Raw genomic sequence first — 17,842 nt, forward strand, 5'->3', positions numbered from 1 at the left:
TGATGGGCAGCACAGTCTTTGCTGAAGGCATGGGCTTCTTCCACAAAGGAAGCGGCGGCAAGGGCGTGGCGCCGGGAGATGTGTGCTTGAGCCCGCCTTCCCCGCCGGCAGGCCCGGTTCCGGTTCCATACGTCAACATGCTGTCTTCCAGCGATCTCACCAAAGGCAGTAAGAGCGTCAAGATCGAAGGCAATCCGACCGCGCTCGAAAGCTCGTCGGAGGTTGCGACCAGCACCGGCAACGAGCCGGCCACCCAAGGCCTCGGCGCGGGGGTCATAACGCACAAGATCAAGGGCAAGGGAGTGTTCAAGCTCTGGTCGTTCGTCGTCAAGGTGGAGGGTAAGGGTGTCTGCCGCCATGGCGACACCATGGAGCAGAACACGGCGAGTCCACTCCCGAACACCATCGATACCGCCGCCTTGGTCAACTTCCGCAATGCTCTTCTGGTGAAAGAGAAGAAGAAATGCACGACCGATTATTGCTACGACGATCATTACACCCAGCCAACAGGCCCGCAGAAAGCCAAGGTTCAGAACCGGCCATGCTGGGAATGCAAACGTAACCTTGACAGGTTGAAGAAACGCACGACCGGCAAGAACAAGACCGCGATCAAGCGACTGGAGGCGAAGGTCAACCGGCAAATTTCGGGGAAGGAAGCCCCGCTGATCGCCGATCACCAGCCGACGCAGAAGGCAGCGTGGTACGCGGGTGGATGCAATATAGAGATCGTCCCACAAGGCTTCAAGGATGCGATGAAAGCGCTTTACGTCAGGCCGCATTGCTCCAGCCACAGCAACAGCCAGCCGGGCCGGCAGTCGAAGGTGGACAACAAGGCGATTAGGAAGTTCATGAACGCTCGGGGGATCTAGGCGATGAGTGCAACGGGTTTTGCCGATCTCGACGCTGACTATACGGCGATAATCGATGCGTGGACCGCAGAGCTCCACGCCGTCATGCCGGCGATCGAGGAATGGTGGGGCGCACTGCAGCAGCGCCTGAACGCCTCCGGTGAGAACATAGCCAATCTGCATTGGCCCGCCGGGCTGGTGGCCCATCCACGGATTCTGGCGATCTACCGCAAGCACTACTTCAAGGTTCACGGCCTGAACCTTGAACGGTACGCCCGACAGACCGATGATGACGACGAGGACGATGAATCGAACTGGGGTGAGGATGGCGACGAAGCGGACGCCAGCGGTCCCGTGCCGCCCAATCTGCTGCTGGTCGAAATGATGTCCGAATACGACACGGAACTATTCAAGTACTTCAAGTACTTCGTCTATGTCCCGATCGGCGAGGATCCATCTCTCGAAATGTGCTGAGGCTAGAAGAAGATGGCAATGCGGATTGATCATAGTGTCGAACTCGGCCTGAACCGGCTTCTCAACGCACCCCAGGACGTTGTCGGTCCCGATCATGGAATCCGCCTTTCGCGCCGCGAGGCCTCTGCTGCCTATAGGTCCCTGTTCAAGGCCTACCTCGCTGACTTGCAGGAGACGTTCGAGGTGGCTTCCGAGATCTGGGAAGCTGGCCTCGACGAACTGGTCGATGGCGGCCTGACCGTCAATCAAGCGATCACGGCCCAGCTGGATGATGCAGCGGCCGGCCCGGCGAATCATCCGGCGGTGGTGTGGCTCGTGCGGGAATACTGGCTGCGATGCGTTGCGGTGGGGGAAACGCTGCCCGCGGCCGACCGCCTCGCGCCTGAGGTGTTCCTGCTGCAATGGGTCGTCGATGAAGGCAACAAGGAATATGTAGAACTGCTGACGGCCATGCCCTATTGGCCGATCGGGCTTGATGAAAACGGCCGGTGGTGCTGAACGATGGCCTTCGATGTCTGGCTGGAAAACAGGACACCCTTCGCCGCCGCGACGCACGTCCAATTGAATGCTGACGGCCAAGAAACTCTGATTGTCATGCTGTCGGCAAGTTTCACGGCGACGGATGAAGGAAAGGAATTCCAGCCAGCGGCCGAACAGGTGCCGGTGATCTTTGGCGATGAGCCTTTTGGCGATCCGGCCCTTTCATCGACCCGCTACGAAGCGGACATCGCGCCCGTCAAGCCTGGCGCCGAGGTGATCGTGAATGGCGTCGCGCACGCGCCGGATGGAAGGCCGGTACGCGAGATGCAGGTTGGCCTGCGTGTCGGTAACTCGATCCGCAAGGTATTGCAGGTCGTCGGGGACCGGATCTACGACTCCGGCGGCTACAGCGCACCGGCGCCTTTCCGGACCATGCCGATCGTCTATGAACGCACCTATGGCGGCACTTTGGAAGACTTGCGCACGGACCAGCGCAATCCAGTCGGCGTGGGGTACCATAACGCCCGGTCTGCAGATCCTGCGGTCAGAACCGAGGCGCCCAACGTCATGTATCCGGGCGAAGCGCAAGCCCGACCTGGGGAATCCCTGAGGCCGGCGGGATTCGGGACGATTGGCCGGGGCTGGCAACCGCGCCTGGCTTTCGCCGGAACCTACGACAAGGCTTGGCTCGAATCCCAATGGCCGCTCGCTCCCAAAGACTTCGACACGCGGCATTATATGTGCGCCCCAGCCGATCAGCAGATGGCCGGCATCGGCAACGGCGAGGATATCACGGTGATCGGCATGACGGCTTCGGGCAGATGGGATTTCCGCCTGCCGCGCATCACGGCCCCGCTTCGGCTCATTTATGACGATCGTGTAGAAGAAAACGCGTTCAAGCCTGACACCGTGCTCATCGAGCCTGACTTGAAGCGCGTGACCCTTAAGGCTCGTTTGGCAGTGGTAATCCGGCGCAACGTGCCGGCGCTGCGGGAAATCGCCTTCGGCCACATTTCTCCTGTTTGGATCAATGCGCGCCGCAAGCGAAAACTCTATCTCAATCTTCTCGGCGGCGACGGGGCCCTGCGCGATCGCTCGGCGTGGCAGCCGTGAAGCGGCCGCTCTACATCTCGGTTGGTGGCGCCGTCACGCCTGCTGGATTGAACGCGCGCCAGACCATCTCAGCCATTCGCGCCAACCTGTCAGCATTTCAGGAGGTGCCTCTTTCAGAGCCGTTTCCCACCACACAGATCGTGGCACGCATTCCAGCCAAGGCGGGCCTGCGACGCAATGACGGGGTATGGCTCGCCAGCATGGGCGCCCGCGCTCTCAAGGAGGCGATGCTCGACAACAAGGCAACGCCGGACCACACCGCTGTTCTGCTCGCGCTGCCGGAGAGTTTCCGCGACCATCCGGCGTATGAAGAGGTCGAGCGGGGGCGCCTTTTGAATGCCATTTTCGAGCGATGCGGCCTGCGCTTCAATGCCGGCTCGCGCGTATTTGACGGCGGTGCCGCAGCCAGCGCCGGACTGCTCGACTATGCCGGCGACATGCTAGAATCCGGGACCGTCGCGCAGGTGCTGCTGGGTGGTGTGGACAGCCTCGTCAACGGGACCGACATTGCGCGCTTGATGCGAGCCAATCGTCTGAAATCCGAAAACAATGCTCAAGGGGCAGTCCCTGGCGAGGGCGCTGTCTTCGTGCGCCTGACGCGAGCGCCGGGGAGCGGGCCGGCTGCAATGATTTGCGGGGCGGGCCTGGCTCAAGAGATCGACAGCGTTCTTTCCGAACGCCAGAGTCAAGGCCGTGCGATGGTGGCTTCGCTGCTTGCTGCCTTCAGCGGGTCCGGACCCAAGGAACCCGATATCGAGTTCCTTGTCAGCAATGGAAACGGGGAACGGTACAGCGGGCTCGAACAACTGGTCGGTCGCTCGCGCTTCTACCGCACGCACCGCGAGATATTCCCGACAGCCTACCCTGCGATGACGGTCGGCGACATTGGAGCCGCTAGTGCGGCACTTGTTCTGATGCTGGCGGCCGACAGTTTTATAAGCGGTTACGCGCCGGGCCGCGTCGCAGCCTGCGAGCTTGCATCCGAGGGTGGCAACCGGTCGGCGATCGCGCTTACCGACCTCCGCCAACGCTGAACGGAGGGACAAGCCTTCCCTCGGCGAAAGCGATCACATCCACGCCGGGAACTTGCGTGTCCTGCGCCAGTCTGCCAGCGGCGCCTCGGGCGTGGCGATTGCCGCGCGCAACGCATCCACCCTGAGCCTGCGCATCGAACGGAACAGACGATGGTTGCGCCCGCCGCGCCCTTCGTCCCACCATGCTTCGACGCGATCGGCGGCCGGCAGCGAGCTGTCGTCGAGTTGGGCAAAGCCCTCGCCAAGAACAGCTGGATCGGCAACGAAAAGGTCGGTGTCGCCGAAGTCCACCTCGAACAGATCGCGAAGTGCTGCACCCGCTGCGGATGCCAGTTCCGGCTCGCGCATCTTCTCGATCAGCCACGGCACCACCGCTTGGTCGCCGAGCAGCCCGATCGATGCCGTGGCCGCGATGCGCAAGACAGGCTGTCCGAGACGTGATTGCAGCCAGGCCTTGCCGGCCTTCGGCGGCGTCGTCAGCAGGCGCAACTCGATCGCCGCCTGCGCATGGTCCGTCTCCGTCAGCACGATCTTGTCGATCACCGAGTGCGCGGACCGAGCCTCGCCAAGCAGGCAAGCAGCGAAGGCGGCCGCAAGACGTTCTTTCGTTGTCTCGCCGTCAAGCCCAGCCAGGACTTCCGGAAGCAGGTCGCGCCGCCTGAGCACGCCGGCGAGCCGGACGGCGCGCCAACGCACGTTCGCATTGGAATGGCTGGCCAGATCATGCAGGCGCTGTCCCGGATCGACGCGATGATGCCAGAGCGCAGATAGCCCAAGACAGCGCAGCCGCGCGTCGCGCGTGTCCAGCCACTGCGCCACGAACGGGCGCAGGTTTTCGCCCGGCGTGCGCGCGATCGCGGCAGACAGGCTCGATATGCCGGCGTCACCTAGGCTTGCGCCCGCGTCGATTGCAGAGGTCACCAATTTGGCATCGCTCCAACGCATTGCCAGAGTGCCAAGCACGAAAATCTCGCCCGGTTCGGCGTAGTCGGCGAAGCGCGCTTGAGCAGCTTCCCAACCGGCCTTGCCGGCTGCCATGAGCCCTTCGAGATTGGCTTCGAGACGCTGGTCGATGCGGCCGATATCGGTCTCGTCGAGGATTGGACCGTCGATCTCCAGACGACGTCGAAGCCACAGGAACGCCGCGTCCTCGGCGTGTTGGTCCACGATCGCCGCAATGGTCGCGATGCTGTGCATCGGCAATGCCTCAGTTAAGATGCACGGCCCCGCCGCGGATGCGGTTGGTGCCACTGGCCTGGCTGGTCAACTGGGTGCCACGAATGGTCACGCGTCCATTCTTCTCCAGAATGATCGATGCCAGGCCGCAGCGCAGTTCAATGCGCTCATCGCCGTTGATGACGACACGTTCGCCGTCGCGGACGACTTCGAGGCTCCTGCCGCGGGGCGCAGGATCGACGATGCGCCCGACCACCAGCGGCCGCGCCGGGTCGCCGCCCTCGAAGAGCAAAGCCAGTTCGGATCCGACGGCCGAAACGTCCAGCTCCGTCAGGCTGCGCGCCGCTATCGCGGTCTCGCGCGGATTGCCGACGAAGACAACCAGCGGCGCCCCGCCTTGGAAGCCGATCAGCAGGCCGATCACGACGCCGTCGATACGCTCCAGCACTTCCATGATGATGCCCTCAATTGTTGTTGATCGTGCTGCCCTTGACGATCACCTCGCCGTCGGCCTTGACGGTGATCTTGCCGCTGCCCTTGAGGGTAATATCCTTCCCATCAGCGACAATGGTGCCATCCTTTTTCATCGTGATCGAGGCCGAACCGCATTTGAGCGTGATCGAGTCGGCCGCCTCGATCATCAGATTCTTGCCGACCTTGATCACACTGTCTTCGGCTATCTGGATTCCGCTGCCTTTGCCGACCTTGAGCGCGTGCCCGCCGCCGACATCGGTTGCGTCGTCCGCAGCGATTTTTGCCGACCTGCCCTTGCCGATCTGCGACGACTGTGCCCCGCCGATGGTGAAACTCTGATCGGCGCCAACATTGACGCTTTGCGCCGCCGCGATGTTCCAGCTATCAGCCGCGCCGATATCGTGGCTCTGCGCAGCACCTACGGTGACCGACCGCGTCGCACCGATCGTGTTCGTCTGCGGACCGCCCACAGTTCGGGTCTCGGATGCTCCGACCGAATCGACCCGGGCCGCGCCAACGGTCACCGTCTGGACGATTGCAACCGTCTGGGTGTGGTTGGCACCTATGGTCTCCGTGGAGTTCGAGCCGATGTTGATCGTCTCATCGACCCCCACCGTCAGTGAGCGGTTCTTGCCCACCGTCTCAGTGTCGTTCGACCCGATATTGGTCGTCTGGTCGACGCCGACCTTGACCGTCTTGTTGTTGCCGACGTCCTCGTCGAGGTTGTGACCGACGGAGTGCTTGGCGTCGTGGTCTATGCGGTCGGACTGGTCGTGCTGGACCAGCTTCTGGCGATCATTCTTGATCAGAAGGTGATGGTCCTTCTGCGCCTGGAAATTGACCAGTTCGGAGCCGGCCTTGTCCTCGAACATCAGCTCGTTGTAGCCGCCACCGCCCTTCGACGAGTTGGATTTCCAGCCCGACTGCGTGGCGTTGCCGGGCAGCCCGTAGGGCGGCATCTGCGAGGCGTTGTAGACCCGGCCGGTGATGATCGGCAGATCCGGATTGCCTTCGATGAAATCGACGATCACTTCCTGGCCGATGCGGGGAATCTGGATGAAGCCCCAGCCGCTGCCGGCCCAGGTCTGCGACACGCGCACGAAGCACGAGCTCTTCTGGTCCTTCTTGCCCAGGCGGTCCCAGTGGAACTGCACCTTCACCCTGGCATATTTGTCGGTGAAGATTTCCTCGCCGGACGGACCGACGACCGTCGCCGTCTGTGGCCCGCGCATGATCGGCCGCGTCGTGATGCGCGGTGGCCGATAGGCGACTGAAGTCGGCGCCACGCCGAGCACGACCTTGAAATTCTCGCCATCGGTGTCGACGCCGGCGCGGTAGCCCGGATCGAACAGCCGGTATTCGGCGCTGACGACCAGATACTCCTTGTTCTGGTCTTTGCGCGGAAAGCCGTCGAGCTTGAAGGTGCAGCCGGAGAACAGGCCGCGCACGGTGCCGACGGCGGCAATGCGCATATGCGGCGCCTGGATTTCTTCGCGCCTGATCGCCGCCAGGCTGTCGCCGCGGCCGACTTCCAGATGCGCGCCGGGGTGGCGATAGTTCTCGCCGGCAGCCTGCTTGTGGCCGAAGGGCTGCGCCGACTTCGCCATCAAATCGGCGGCGGGTTTTTCGAAGTCATAATCGGTGTGGGCATAGGCGCCGGGGCGCACCGCGCTGCCTGGAATCCAGTCGGTGATGTATTCGACGTCGCGGCGCGAGCCCTGCCCTTCGAACTGATATAGCACCGTCTCATAGCCCGGCGCTGGCTTGAGCTTGCTCATGGCGTCGGCCAGGATCAGTGTGTGCTCACCCTCGGCATGCTCGAAGAAGTACATTATGCCTTCATGCTCGAGCAGCCGCTGCACGAAATCGAGGTCGCTCTCGTCGTACTGCACGCAATATTCGCGCGGCGGATAGGAGCCTTGCAAGCGCTTCTCGAACTTGGCGATGCCGCCATATTTGGAGAAAATCTCCTCCACGATCTCGACGGCGGTCTTGTCCTGGAAAATGCGGCAGTCGGTGGTATTGCCGAGGAACCACAGCCACGGCCTGACGACCGCCTCATAGTGAGCCAGCCGATCTTCGATGCGGGTAAGGCGAAACTCGGCGATGAGGCCGCTGAACCAGCGCTTGGGGTCGGCCTCGCCTTCGATCGAAACGGCGCCGCCCAGCATCTTCAGCGGGTCGATATCGGCATTGGTCGAAACAAATCCAACGGTGTAGGCAAGGCAGCGGCTGATCTCGTCGCGGCCGACGAGATGCGTGAAAGTCAACAGTTCGGCGCCGACCGGCGTCTGCACAAGCGCGGCGCGTTGTTCACTCGGCATGGGTCGTGCCCCTCCTGAGCGCTAGTGTGGCAGGTTCGAAGCCCTTCTTGTGTTAACGACCTCACGTTCAGGGATATTTCGCAACTTGCCACCCAAGCCATGTTGAGCCTACCACATGTTCTATGGCAGACCAAAGAGGACAAGCGGCAGGCCGTTGCTGTTTGCGCCGCTTTCGCCAGTGTGAAACGCCGCTCTCCCGCTGTGCCCGCAAGCTGCTAGACTGTGGCACATCGGATCAATGGAAACGGCAGCGGTCGACGGTCCATAGCGCATGTTCATCAGTCTGCAGATCAGCAATGTCGATGTCCTGCCTGCCGGGCTGCCGCCCGGCTACGCATCGCGCGACCGCGGCTTCGAGATCGGGCGGGAGAACTGCGCCTGGACCTTGCCCGATCCGGACAAGTTCATCTCCGGCCGACATTGCGAAATCCGCTACGAAGGCGGCGCCTTTTTTCTCCACGACGTCTCGCGCAACGGCACATTCGTCAACGGGTCGAGCCAGCGCCTGACCGGCCCGCATCGGTTGGCGCAAGGTGACCGGCTCCGGATCGGCCGCTATATCGTCTCGGTGTCGATCGATGACGGGAACCCAGCCTTCGGTGGCCATGGTTCGACGCAACGGCAGATGCCAGTTGCCGGATCCTTTCCAGACCATGTCGCATCGCCACGGTCACCGACCGCGCCACCCGCTTCGGTCTCCAGCCGGCCGCAGCAAGCCGACGAGATCCTGCGCGCGATTGCCGCCGGCGCCGGCATTCCGCCAGAGGTGCTTTTGCTGCGCCAACCGCAGGAGGTAGCCGGCGAGATCGGCGCGGTGCTGCGCATCGTCGTCGACGAGCTGGTGTTGCTGTTGAAGGCGCGCGCCGCTGCAAAAGTCCTGGCCAAGACCAGCGACCGGACCATGATCAATTCCGCCGACAACAATCCGCTGAAGTTCGTGCCCGGGACAGACGAAATCCTCGACATCATGTTCGCGCGGCGCAGGGCCGGCTATCTCGATGCCAGGCACAGCATCGAAGACGCTTTCCACGACCTCAAAACACATGAATTCGCCACCTTCGCCGCCATGCAGGCAGCGCTGTCGCGGTTGCTTGACGATCTGTCGCCCGAGGCGATTGCGAAAAAACTGCCGCCATCCTCCTTTGCCTCGAAGAAGACGCGCGCCTGGGACGCGCTGGTCGCGACCTGGCGGGCCAAGGAGGAAGCGCACGAGAACGGCATGCTGGACATATTCCTCACCTATTTCAGTGAAGCCTATGCCAAGGCCGCCAAACAGAAGACCGGCAAGGGCTAAGCCCGCGCACCGCTGAAGACACCGTGAAGGCGACCCGAGCACGGGCCGGCCACCAAAATTGCGCCGGGTTTCCATCGCAACCTTCTGAGACTACGATCACATACGACGATTGAGCACGCGGGTACGGTTGGTCGACCTCGGGGGTCTGCGGCACATGTCATGTCACGGCGAGATAGCGTCCTGCGGTCCGCGTTTGCGCGGACATGGCGCTGTGCGTCGCGGCGCGCGGGCGTAGAGGCAGGGATCGGCGATGAGCTCGAAGGATGATCCTTTCGATCCGACCGGCAAAACCGTCATCCGCCCCAGCCGCCCCAATCCCGGCCGCAAGCAAAAGACGGTTCTCGCCCGCGATGCGCCGGCCCCCGGCAGTACGGTGATCGCCCCTGCCAGCGTCCCGGAACCCACGGTTTTCGATCCCAACGCCGGCCGCCAGCCGCCGTCCGACGTCACGGGGACGGTGATCTATCAGGGAACGCCCTTCGCCAACGCGCCGGCCGATCCGCCCGTTCACGGCTCAGCCGGGACGGCGGGGAAAACGCCATGGGATGCGCTGCACGGCGCCAGCGATGCCGTCGATTATGGCGCGGCCAACCCGATCGTCGCTGCCGCGGCGCCCTTGCTGATACTGCTTGGGCATCTGCGGCTGATGGCTGTCGAAAGACCGGCCGAGCCGCTGGCGCAGCATGTCGCCGGCCTGATCGAGGATTTCGACCGCAAGATCGCCAGGACCGATACCTCGGAAGAGGATGCGCGCATCGCCAGCTATGTGCTTTGCGAAACCGCCGACGATATCGTCGCCAATCTGCCCGGTTCCAGCCGGGATGCGTGGGCGCAGCACGCCATGCTGCAGCGCTTCTTCCAGGTCAGACCCACCGGTGCCGGTTTTTTCCAGGCGCTGAACACGGTGCTGGCGACGCCGGAACCTCATCGCAATCTCATCGAGCTGATGCATGTCTGCCTGTCGCTTGGCTTCGAAGGCCAGTATCGCGGCCAGCCGCGCGAGAGCCTCGAACGGGTCCGCCGCGACGTCTACGAGACATCAGCCTATTTCCGCGTCCTCGGTGACGACGACATCTCGCCGCGCTGGCAAGGCTTGTCGGTCACATCGGCGCAAGGCTCCAGGCGGGTTCCGCTCTGGGCCATAGCCGCTGCAACCGCGGCAGTTTTGACCGCAGCCTTTTTCACGCTGCGCGTGCTCATCACCCATGATGGCGAGGCTGTTGCCGGCGAGTTGCTGGCGCTCAATCCGGCGACGCCGGTCACCATCGAGCGCACCGGTTTCGTGCCGCTGACCGAGGAGGTGAAAGTCGTCGCAGCGCCAACGACGATTGCGCAGGTCGATCGCATCCGCACTGCCTTGGCCAAGGAGATCGAAGGCGGCGGCGTCAGCGTCGGCACTAAGGGTGATTTCATCATCGTGGAAATCAGCAACGCCCTGCTGTTCCAGTCGGGACGAGCCGAGGTCAAGCCGGAGTTCGAGCCGGTGGCCGCCAGCATCGCGGCGGCTCTCGACGCGGAGCGCGGGCCGATCCGGATCGTCGGCCACACCGACAACGTCAAACCGAAGAAGACCAGCGCCTTCAAATCGAATTTCGACCTCTCCGTCGCACGTGCCCAGTCGGTGGAAAAGATGATCGCAGCGCATTTCAGCGATCCGTCGCGGACAAAGGTCGAGGGCAAGGGCGAGGACGAGCCCATCGCCGACAATGCAACGCCGGAGGGCCGCGCCAAAAACCGCCGTGTCGATGTAATGATCCCGCGGGAGGAGATGCTGTGACCGGCTGGCTGCTGCGCATCTTCAGCGCGCTCGCGCTCGCCGGCTTTGCCGCCGCGGTCTGGTACGCCGGCCCGTTAATCCGCTTTGCCGGCGCCCGGCCGTTGGATCCCATCTGGCTGCGGGCAGCGATCATCGGCATCGTCGTCGGAACGGTGGCGATCATCTATGCAATCCGGTTCTGGCGCAGGCGCAAGGCGCAGAAGGCGCTGGAGGCTGCCATGGCCAGCGCCGAGGATGACGGCAGCGATGCAAAGGTGCTGGAAGCTCGCATGAATGAAGCGGTCGCGACGCTCAGGCAATCGAGCGGCAAGCGCAACTTCCTCTACGACGTGCCCTGGTACATCGTCATCGGCCCGCCGGGCGCCGGCAAGACCACCGCGCTGGTCAATTCCGGCCTGAACTTTCCGCTTGCCGGGTCGGGCCAGGCGCAGCCGGTGGCGGGTGTTGGCGGTACGCGCAATTGCGACTGGTGGTTCACCGACGAGGCGGTGCTGATCGACACGGCCGGGCGCTACACGACGCAGGATTCCCATGCACGGACCGACAGCAAAAGCTGGCTGGCGTTCCTGTCGCTGCTCAAGCGGCACCGGACGCGTCAGCCGATCAATGGCGTCATCCTGGCGATCAGCCTTGCCGATCTGATGGCGGACGGCGAGCAGGCGGCCCGTGTCGCCGAGATCCGCAGCCGCCTGCAGGAAATCCACGAGGTCCTGAAGGTCCGCTTTCCCGTCTATGTGCTGTTCACCAAGGCCGACCTGGTCTCCGGATTCATGGAATATTTCGGCGGTTTCGACGAAGCACGCCGGCGCAAGGTGTGGGGCGCGACCTTCCAGACCGCCGAGCGCGGCCTGAACATGGTCGCGGAAGCGCCAGCCGAATTCGACGCGCTGGTGAAGCGCCTGACCGAAGAGATGAGCGAGCGGCTGCAGGCGGAGACCGATCCGGTCGCGCGCATCGCCATTTTCGGCTTCGCCGCGCAGCTCGGCGCGCTGAAAGGCCGGATCGTGCATTTCCTCGAGGGCGTTTTCGAGCCGACGCGCAAGCAGCTGAACGCCCCCCTGCGCGGCCTGTATTTTTCTTCCGGCACGCAGGAAGGCACGCCGATCGACCAGTTGCTGGGCAGCATAGGCCGCAGTTTCGGCAGGAGTGCCCAGGCGCATCTTTCCGGCACCGGCAAAAGCTTCTTCCTGCACGATCTGTTGAGCCGCGTCATTTTCGCCGAGTCCGGCTGGGTGTCCTATGACAGGGCGGCCGACAGGCGCGTTGCGATCGCCCGCTACGCCGGCCTGACAGCGATCGCGGCCATAGCGATCGCCGCGCTTGGCGTTCTCGGCCTGAGCTTTACGACCAACAAATCGCTGGTCGCCGCGACCGGCCAGGCGGCAGGCCAATACCGCGCGACAGCCGCGCCGCTGCTGGCCAGCACGACGGTGCCGGATGCCGACCTCGAAACCGTCATCGGTGCGCTAGATGCGCTGCGCGGCCTACCAGCCGGCTATGACAGCAAGGATCAGCCGACGCCGGCCACGGCGACGTTCGGCCTCAGCCAGCGTGAGCGTATCCTTTCGGCCTCCGAGACCGCCTACCGGCAGGGGCTGGAGCGGATGTTCCGCTCGCGCCTGCTGTTCCAGCTCGAACGCACGATCGAGGCCAGGATGGCCGATCCGATGGCGCTGTACGAGCCGTTGAAGATTTACCTGATGCTGGGCGGCAAGGCGCCGAAAGTGGATGACGAGCTGGTCGTCACCTGGCTGAAGCGGGACTGGGAACAGAACCGCTATCCCGGCGCCCACAATCGCGACGGCCGGGCGCAACTGGAGAAGCATTTGCGCGCCATGCTGGCGCTCGACGATGACCAGGATCCCTCGTTCGAACTCAACCGCGCGCTGGTCGAATCCGCCCAGCGCTCGCTCGGCCGCATGAGCCTTGCCGATCGCGCCACCGCGCTCATCCAGTCGGCCACCTATGCGGCGGCGCTGGACGATTTTTCGGTGTCATCGCAAGCCGGCGCGGAGGCGCCGATGCTGTTCGAGCGCAATGACGGAAACGATCTCGCCGGCCTTCGCGTCCCCGGTCTCTACACCCATGCCGGCTTCGACTTCTATCTGGCGCAACTTGCCAGGAGCGCGCAGGCGCTGGTCGACGATCAATGGGTGATCGGCTCGAGCGGCGAGCAAGGCGGTTTCGACCAGGAATTGCTCAAGCTCGGCCCGGAGCTGCTCGATCGCTATGGCAAGGGCTTTGCGGCGGCGTGGAACGAGGTGCTCGACAGGTTGAAGTTCAAGGCAATGGCCGCCGACAAACCGCAATATCTGGCGCTGTCCGCAGCGGGATCACCGAGTTCGCCGCTGATGCAGCTGTTCGAGGCGATCGCGCGCGAAACAGCTTTGACGCAAGAGCGCAATCCGGCTGCGCCGTCTCAAGACAGCGGCCAGGAAATCGCGGCACGCGCCAAGGGCCTCGCCCGCATCGGCATCGAGCTTGCGGCGCGCAAATCGCAGAGCAGGGCCGGGACCGCCTTTGTCAGTACGCAGAACCAGGATCCCGGCGCCAACATCGAAGCCCAGTTCCGGTCTTTCCAGGCTTTGGTGGCCGGGGCGCCGGGGCAGCGGCCGCTCGACGCCCTCACCCAGAATTTCCGCGAAATCTATCAGAGCGTGCGGCTGGCCGCCGATGTCCCCGCCCAGACGGACCAGGCCAACGCCAATCTGCAGCTCAAGATCTCGACGTTGCGCGCCAATGCTTCGCGGCTGCCGAAGGCGCTGGCCAGGATGGTGAGCGCGGCGGCGGACGATTTCGAGGGCACCGTCGCCGAAACATCGACCACGCATCTCAACGAGATGCTGGAGGAGACCGTCGGCCGTCCGTGCGAAGAGATGATTGCCGGGCGCTTTCCATTCGCCCCCGCCGGTACCGACGATGTCGCCATGGCGGATTTTGCCAGATTGTTTTCTCCAGGCGGGGTTCTCGACCGGTTCTTCGCGCAGAACCTGGCGTCGCTGGTCGACATGAGCGGCCAGGACTGGGACTGGAAGCAGGACACCAGGTTCGGCCGCAATCTGGCGAAATCGACGCTGAAGAACTTTCAGCTCGCGGCACAAATCCGCGCGGCTTTCTTTCCGCTCGGCGGGCCGGTGCCGTCGATCAACATCACCTTCACGCCGCTGTCGCTGCATGGCGATGCCGACATGGCGCTGCTCAATATCGACGGCCAGGTGCTGCAGGCCACCCAGGCCGGCAACACGCCCGGACTGATTCCGTGGCCGGGCAAGACCGGTTCGGCCAGTCTCAGCCTGACGCCGGAGCTGCCCGGCCGTGAGTCCGCAATCAAGTTCGACGGTCCCTGGGCGTTGAAACGATTGCTGGACAAGGGACAGGTCACCGCCAATGGCGACAGTCTCGAAGCGCATTTCGTCATCGGCGGACGGGATGTCGCCTACACGATCAAGACCGGGGAGGACGGCAACCCATTCACGCTGCCGGCGCTTTCCGCGTTCAGCTGTCCGAAGGCTTTCTGATGGGGAATTGCATGGCAGGACCAGCGATTGCAGGACGCAGAGACAGCGGCGGCACCACACGGTCCGTCATCAGCGGCTTAGATTTCGATACTCTAATGAATGGGGCTGTGGCAGACTGGCCAGGCACGTCAGCCAAGGCGTTGCGGAGCGTAGGCAAGTGAACGATGCCGCCTTTGAGAGCTACGGCGTGAGCCACAAGGGCTGCGTGCGCAACCACAATGAGGACAGCTTCCTGGTCGAGCCGCAGATCGGCCTCTGGGTGGTGGCCGACGGCATGGGCGGGCACGAGGCGGGAGAAGTCGCTTCGGCAAGCATTGTCGAGCATCTGGCGACGATCGGCATCGCCAGTTCGGCGCCGGATCTGCGCGCCCGCTTTGAGGATCGGCTGAACCGGGCGCATGCCGAGATCCGCCGGATTTCGCGCTCACGCGGCGTGACCATCGGCTCCACCGTTGCCGCACTGCTGGCCATGGACGGCAGGTTCGCCTGCCTGTGGTCGGGCGATAGCCGCGTCTATCTCGTGCGCAACGCCGCGATCTCGCAGATTTCGCGCGACCACACCGAGGTCCAGGAACTGCTCGACAGCGGCGCAATCAGCGCGGCCGAAGCGGAGAACTGGCCGCGCCGCAACGTCATCACCCGCGCCATCGGCGTCAACGACGAAATCGCCATCGACTTCCAGCAGGGAGAGACCCTTGCCGGCGACATTTTCATCCTCAGCACGGACGGGCTGACGGCGCATGTCAGCGACGCGGAAATTGCGGCAGCAGTGCTCTCGGCAGCGCCGCAGGCTGCCTGCGAAAAGCTGCTTACCATGGTGCTCGAGCGCGGCGGCACCGACAACGTCACCATCGTGCTGGTCAAGATCAGAGACAAAGGCAATGGCCTGTCCCGTGCAGGAGGCCAAGACCGATGAGCTCCGACGACAAGACCCGGCTATTGCCCAACATGGCGGATACCAGCGTCGGCACGCAGCTCAGCGGCATCTACGAGCTCGACGAACGCATCGCGTCGGGCGGCATGGGCGAGGTCTATCGCGGCCACAACATCCAGACCGGCGATCATGTCGCGATCAAGATCGTGCTGCCGGAATTCGCCCGCGACCAGACGATCCTGTCGCTGTTTCGCAAGGAAGCCTCGATCCTCAACCATCTGTCGCATGACGCGGTCGTGCGCTACCACGTCTTCACCATCGATCCCGGCATCGGGCGGCCCTATCTGGCGATGGAATTCGTCGACGGCCAGTCGCTGTACGACGTCATGCGCGGCGGGGCGATGGCGACTCCGGATGTGCGCAAACTGTGCCACCGGCTGGCCTCGGGCCTGAGCGCCGTGCACCAGGCCGGCGCCATCCACCGCGATCTGTCGCCCGACAACATCATCCTGCCGGGCGGCCGGGTCGAGCGGGCAAAGATCATCGATTTCGGCATTGCGCGATCGGCCGCGGTCGGTGGCGAGACGCTGATCGGCGGCAAGTTTGCCGGAAAATACAATTACGTCTCCCCCGAGCAGCTCGGGCTCTATGGCGGCGAGGTCAGCGAACAGTCCGACATCTACAGCCTGGGGCTGGTGCTGGCGGCGGCGCTGCGCGGCAAGCCGATCGATATGGGCGGCTCGCAATACGAGATCGTCGAAAAACGGCGGACCGTCCCTGATCTCTCCGGCATCGATGCCGATTTCAGGGACATTGTCGAAGCGATGCTGCAGCCTGACCCGGATGATCGACCGGCCAGCATGGCCGAAATCGCCCGGTTGACGCGCGACGACAGCGACGCAACCTTGCCGCCGGCATCGCTCGCGCCCCGGCCCGGTCTGCCGCGAACCGGGCAGACCGCAGGGCCTGTCTCGAAGATCGGGGACTCGCCGGCCCAAGGCTTCGGTTCGGCCCCGCCAAGCGGCACGGCGGAGCCGTCTTTCGTGCCGCACGTGCGCCCGGCGCACCTGTCGCAGCCGAAACCGGCTGCTGAAACTCCCAAGCGAGCAAGCACACCGCCGAAGCGTGCTACTACAGGCAGAAATCTGACGATCGCGGTGCTGTCGGCGGTGGCCGTGGTATCGCTTGGAGGGCTCTATGCATCGGGTATCGTGGGATTCGGAGACGGGCCTCGCGTCACCGACACCGGCAAGCCGCTCCAACCCGAACTGACAAAGCCGATCGTCGCTGACAAGCCCGTTCCGGACACTGCGCCGGTCGAGAAGACGGTGCCAAAGCCGCAACCAGCGGAGACTGCGGCTGAAGATCAGGCCAAAGCGCCGGTCGAGCCGCAGCCGACGCCGCCAGTCGCGTCGAGCGCTACGGGCCCGCTGCCGGCCGCACCAACCGACAAGACCGTCGCGCTGCAACCGCCATCCGGCCCGTCGAAGCCCGATGCCGCGAAGAACCCGGAGCCTGTCAGCACGCCGGTAGAGCCCAAGGCGACAGCGCCGGCCACGCAAACACCTGAACCGACGGCCGAGGCCCCCAAACCCACAGCACCGACGCCGGAACCCACCGCTCAAGCGCCCGAGCCCAAGGCGCAGGCGCCTGAACCGACCGCGCAGGCGCCCAAGCCGGACACGCAGGCGCCTGAACCGACCGCGGAGCCTAAGCCGAGCCAGCCCGATATTGCCAGCGGTGAGCAGGCCGACAAGCCGGCAGAGCCCGACATTGCCATGAACGTGCCCAAGCCGGAGGTGCCGCCACCGGCCGATGCGGCCGCCGATCGGGTCACCTGGGTACGCGCCTTCAATGGTGGTGATTGTTTTTTTGCGACGGTGACGTCGGCCGCCGACAAGGGTGTCGCGATCGAGGGCTTCGGCACGTCGGTGCCACCCTTCGAACAGTTGCTTGGGGAATTCCAGGCGAAGTTCCATGTCGAGCCGGATATCAGCGTCCGCCTTATCCAGCCCCCGCAATGCGGGATCACCGGCTTCCTGCGTTTCATGGGCGCGAGCACGGCCGACAGGCCGCAGCTTGTCCTCGACCAGACATCGGTGCCGGACGGCTCGCCGATCGACGGCACGCTGGTGACGCATGGCGGGCTGGTGTCGAGCGTGTTCCTGATCGACCACAGGGGCATCGCCTTCAACCTCGACGACCATGTTGTCGTACAAGCCGACAAGGCGACCTTCTCGATCCCGATCGGGCTCGGCGCCGCCGACAAGGCGGCAGGCAAGGCGTTGCCGCAGATCATCATGGTGATCACCGGGCCGCAGGACATTAAGGCGGCGGACTTCACAACGCCGACGCCGGCCTCGGTGCTGTTGCCCAGGATACTCGACGAGATCGGCGCCAGGAGTTCGGCATTTTCGGCGACCGCCAAATATTTCCGCCTCGGCGGCTAGCACCGA

General features: G+C 64.0%; 13 protein-coding genes. 10 read left to right on the plus strand and 3 right to left on the minus strand.

Features of this window, described 5'->3' with window-relative positions; all coding sequences use genetic code 11:
• Positions 1 to 2: 2 nt before the first annotated feature.
• Genes NKI05_RS06215 through NKI05_RS06235 form a run of 5 tightly spaced genes read left to right on the plus strand, consistent with a single transcriptional unit; the run spans position 3 to position 3,949 of the window.
• Positions 3 to 869, plus strand: a complete 867-nt coding sequence (locus NKI05_RS06215; protein WP_023682619.1) for a DUF4150 domain-containing protein — start codon at positions 3 to 5, stop codon at positions 867 to 869.
• Between the two features lie 3 nt (positions 870 to 872).
• On the plus strand, positions 873 to 1,322 hold the full coding sequence (locus NKI05_RS06220; protein ID WP_023682620.1) for a hypothetical protein: 450 nt from the start codon (positions 873 to 875) through the stop codon (positions 1,320 to 1,322).
• 18 nt (positions 1,323 to 1,340) lie between these two features.
• A complete protein-coding gene (locus tag NKI05_RS06225) occupies positions 1,341 to 1,820 on the plus strand; it encodes a hypothetical protein (protein ID WP_023682621.1) in 480 nt (159 codons plus the stop codon).
• A gap of 3 nt (positions 1,821 to 1,823) precedes the next feature.
• Complete coding sequence (locus tag NKI05_RS06230) at positions 1,824 to 2,915, plus strand: DUF2169 family type VI secretion system accessory protein (protein WP_023682622.1); 1,092 nt, start codon at positions 1,824 to 1,826, stop codon at positions 2,913 to 2,915.
• Positions 2,903 to 3,949 carry a hypothetical protein gene (locus NKI05_RS06235; RefSeq protein ID WP_023815183.1) on the plus strand — a complete coding sequence of 349 codons (1,047 nt, stop codon included), beginning with the start codon at positions 2,903 to 2,905 and terminating at the stop codon, positions 3,947 to 3,949. The genes NKI05_RS06230 and NKI05_RS06235 overlap by 13 nt, the downstream gene beginning before the upstream one ends.
• 33 nt (positions 3,950 to 3,982) lie before the next feature.
• Here the strand turns inward: NKI05_RS06235 and NKI05_RS06240 are convergent, their stop codons facing one another.
• The 3 genes from NKI05_RS06240 to NKI05_RS06250 are packed head-to-tail and all read right to left on the minus strand — an operon-like array spanning position 3,983 to position 7,923.
• Positions 3,983 to 5,146: a hypothetical protein gene (locus NKI05_RS06240; RefSeq protein WP_023704807.1), complete on the minus strand. Its 1,164-nt coding sequence runs from the start codon at positions 5,144 to 5,146 to the stop codon at positions 3,983 to 3,985.
• A 10-nt stretch (positions 5,147 to 5,156) separates the two neighbouring features.
• Positions 5,157 to 5,582 carry a DUF6484 domain-containing protein gene (locus NKI05_RS06245; protein ID WP_023682625.1) on the minus strand — a complete coding sequence of 142 codons (426 nt, stop codon included), beginning with the start codon at positions 5,580 to 5,582 and terminating at the stop codon, positions 5,157 to 5,159.
• 7 nt (positions 5,583 to 5,589) lie between these two features.
• On the minus strand, positions 5,590 to 7,923 hold the full coding sequence (locus tag NKI05_RS06250; RefSeq protein WP_023815182.1) for a type VI secretion system Vgr family protein: 2,334 nt from the start codon (positions 7,921 to 7,923) through the stop codon (positions 5,590 to 5,592).
• Between the two features lie 271 nt (positions 7,924 to 8,194).
• Here NKI05_RS06250 and tagH point away from each other — a divergent pair, with 271 nt between their 5' ends.
• From tagH to NKI05_RS06275, 5 genes are all read left to right on the plus strand, one after another.
• On the plus strand, positions 8,195 to 9,217 hold the full coding sequence (gene tagH / locus NKI05_RS06255; RefSeq protein WP_023692193.1) for a type VI secretion system-associated FHA domain protein TagH: 1,023 nt from the start codon (positions 8,195 to 8,197) through the stop codon (positions 9,215 to 9,217).
• Between the two features lie 250 nt (positions 9,218 to 9,467).
• Positions 9,468 to 10,994, plus strand: a complete 1,527-nt coding sequence (gene tssL / locus NKI05_RS06260) for a type VI secretion system protein TssL, long form (RefSeq protein ID WP_352792274.1) — start codon at positions 9,468 to 9,470, stop codon at positions 10,992 to 10,994.
• Positions 10,991 to 14,512: a type VI secretion system membrane subunit TssM gene (tssM, locus tag NKI05_RS06265; RefSeq protein ID WP_352792275.1), complete on the plus strand. Its 3,522-nt coding sequence runs from the start codon at positions 10,991 to 10,993 to the stop codon at positions 14,510 to 14,512. Before tssL ends, tssM begins: the two co-directional genes overlap by 4 nt.
• A gap of 157 nt (positions 14,513 to 14,669) precedes the next feature.
• Positions 14,670 to 15,428, plus strand: coding sequence for a PP2C family protein-serine/threonine phosphatase (locus NKI05_RS06270; protein WP_023695276.1), 759 nt, complete (start codon positions 14,670 to 14,672; stop codon positions 15,426 to 15,428).
• Complete coding sequence (locus tag NKI05_RS06275; protein ID WP_023815179.1) at positions 15,425 to 17,836, plus strand: serine/threonine-protein kinase; 2,412 nt, start codon at positions 15,425 to 15,427, stop codon at positions 17,834 to 17,836. The genes NKI05_RS06270 and NKI05_RS06275 overlap by 4 nt, the downstream gene beginning before the upstream one ends.
• Positions 17,837 to 17,842 lie beyond the last annotated feature (6 nt).

The sequence above is a fragment of the Mesorhizobium sp. M0771 genome (genome assembly GCF_040320155.1).
In the GTDB taxonomy this organism is placed as follows: domain Bacteria; phylum Pseudomonadota; class Alphaproteobacteria; order Rhizobiales; family Rhizobiaceae; genus Mesorhizobium.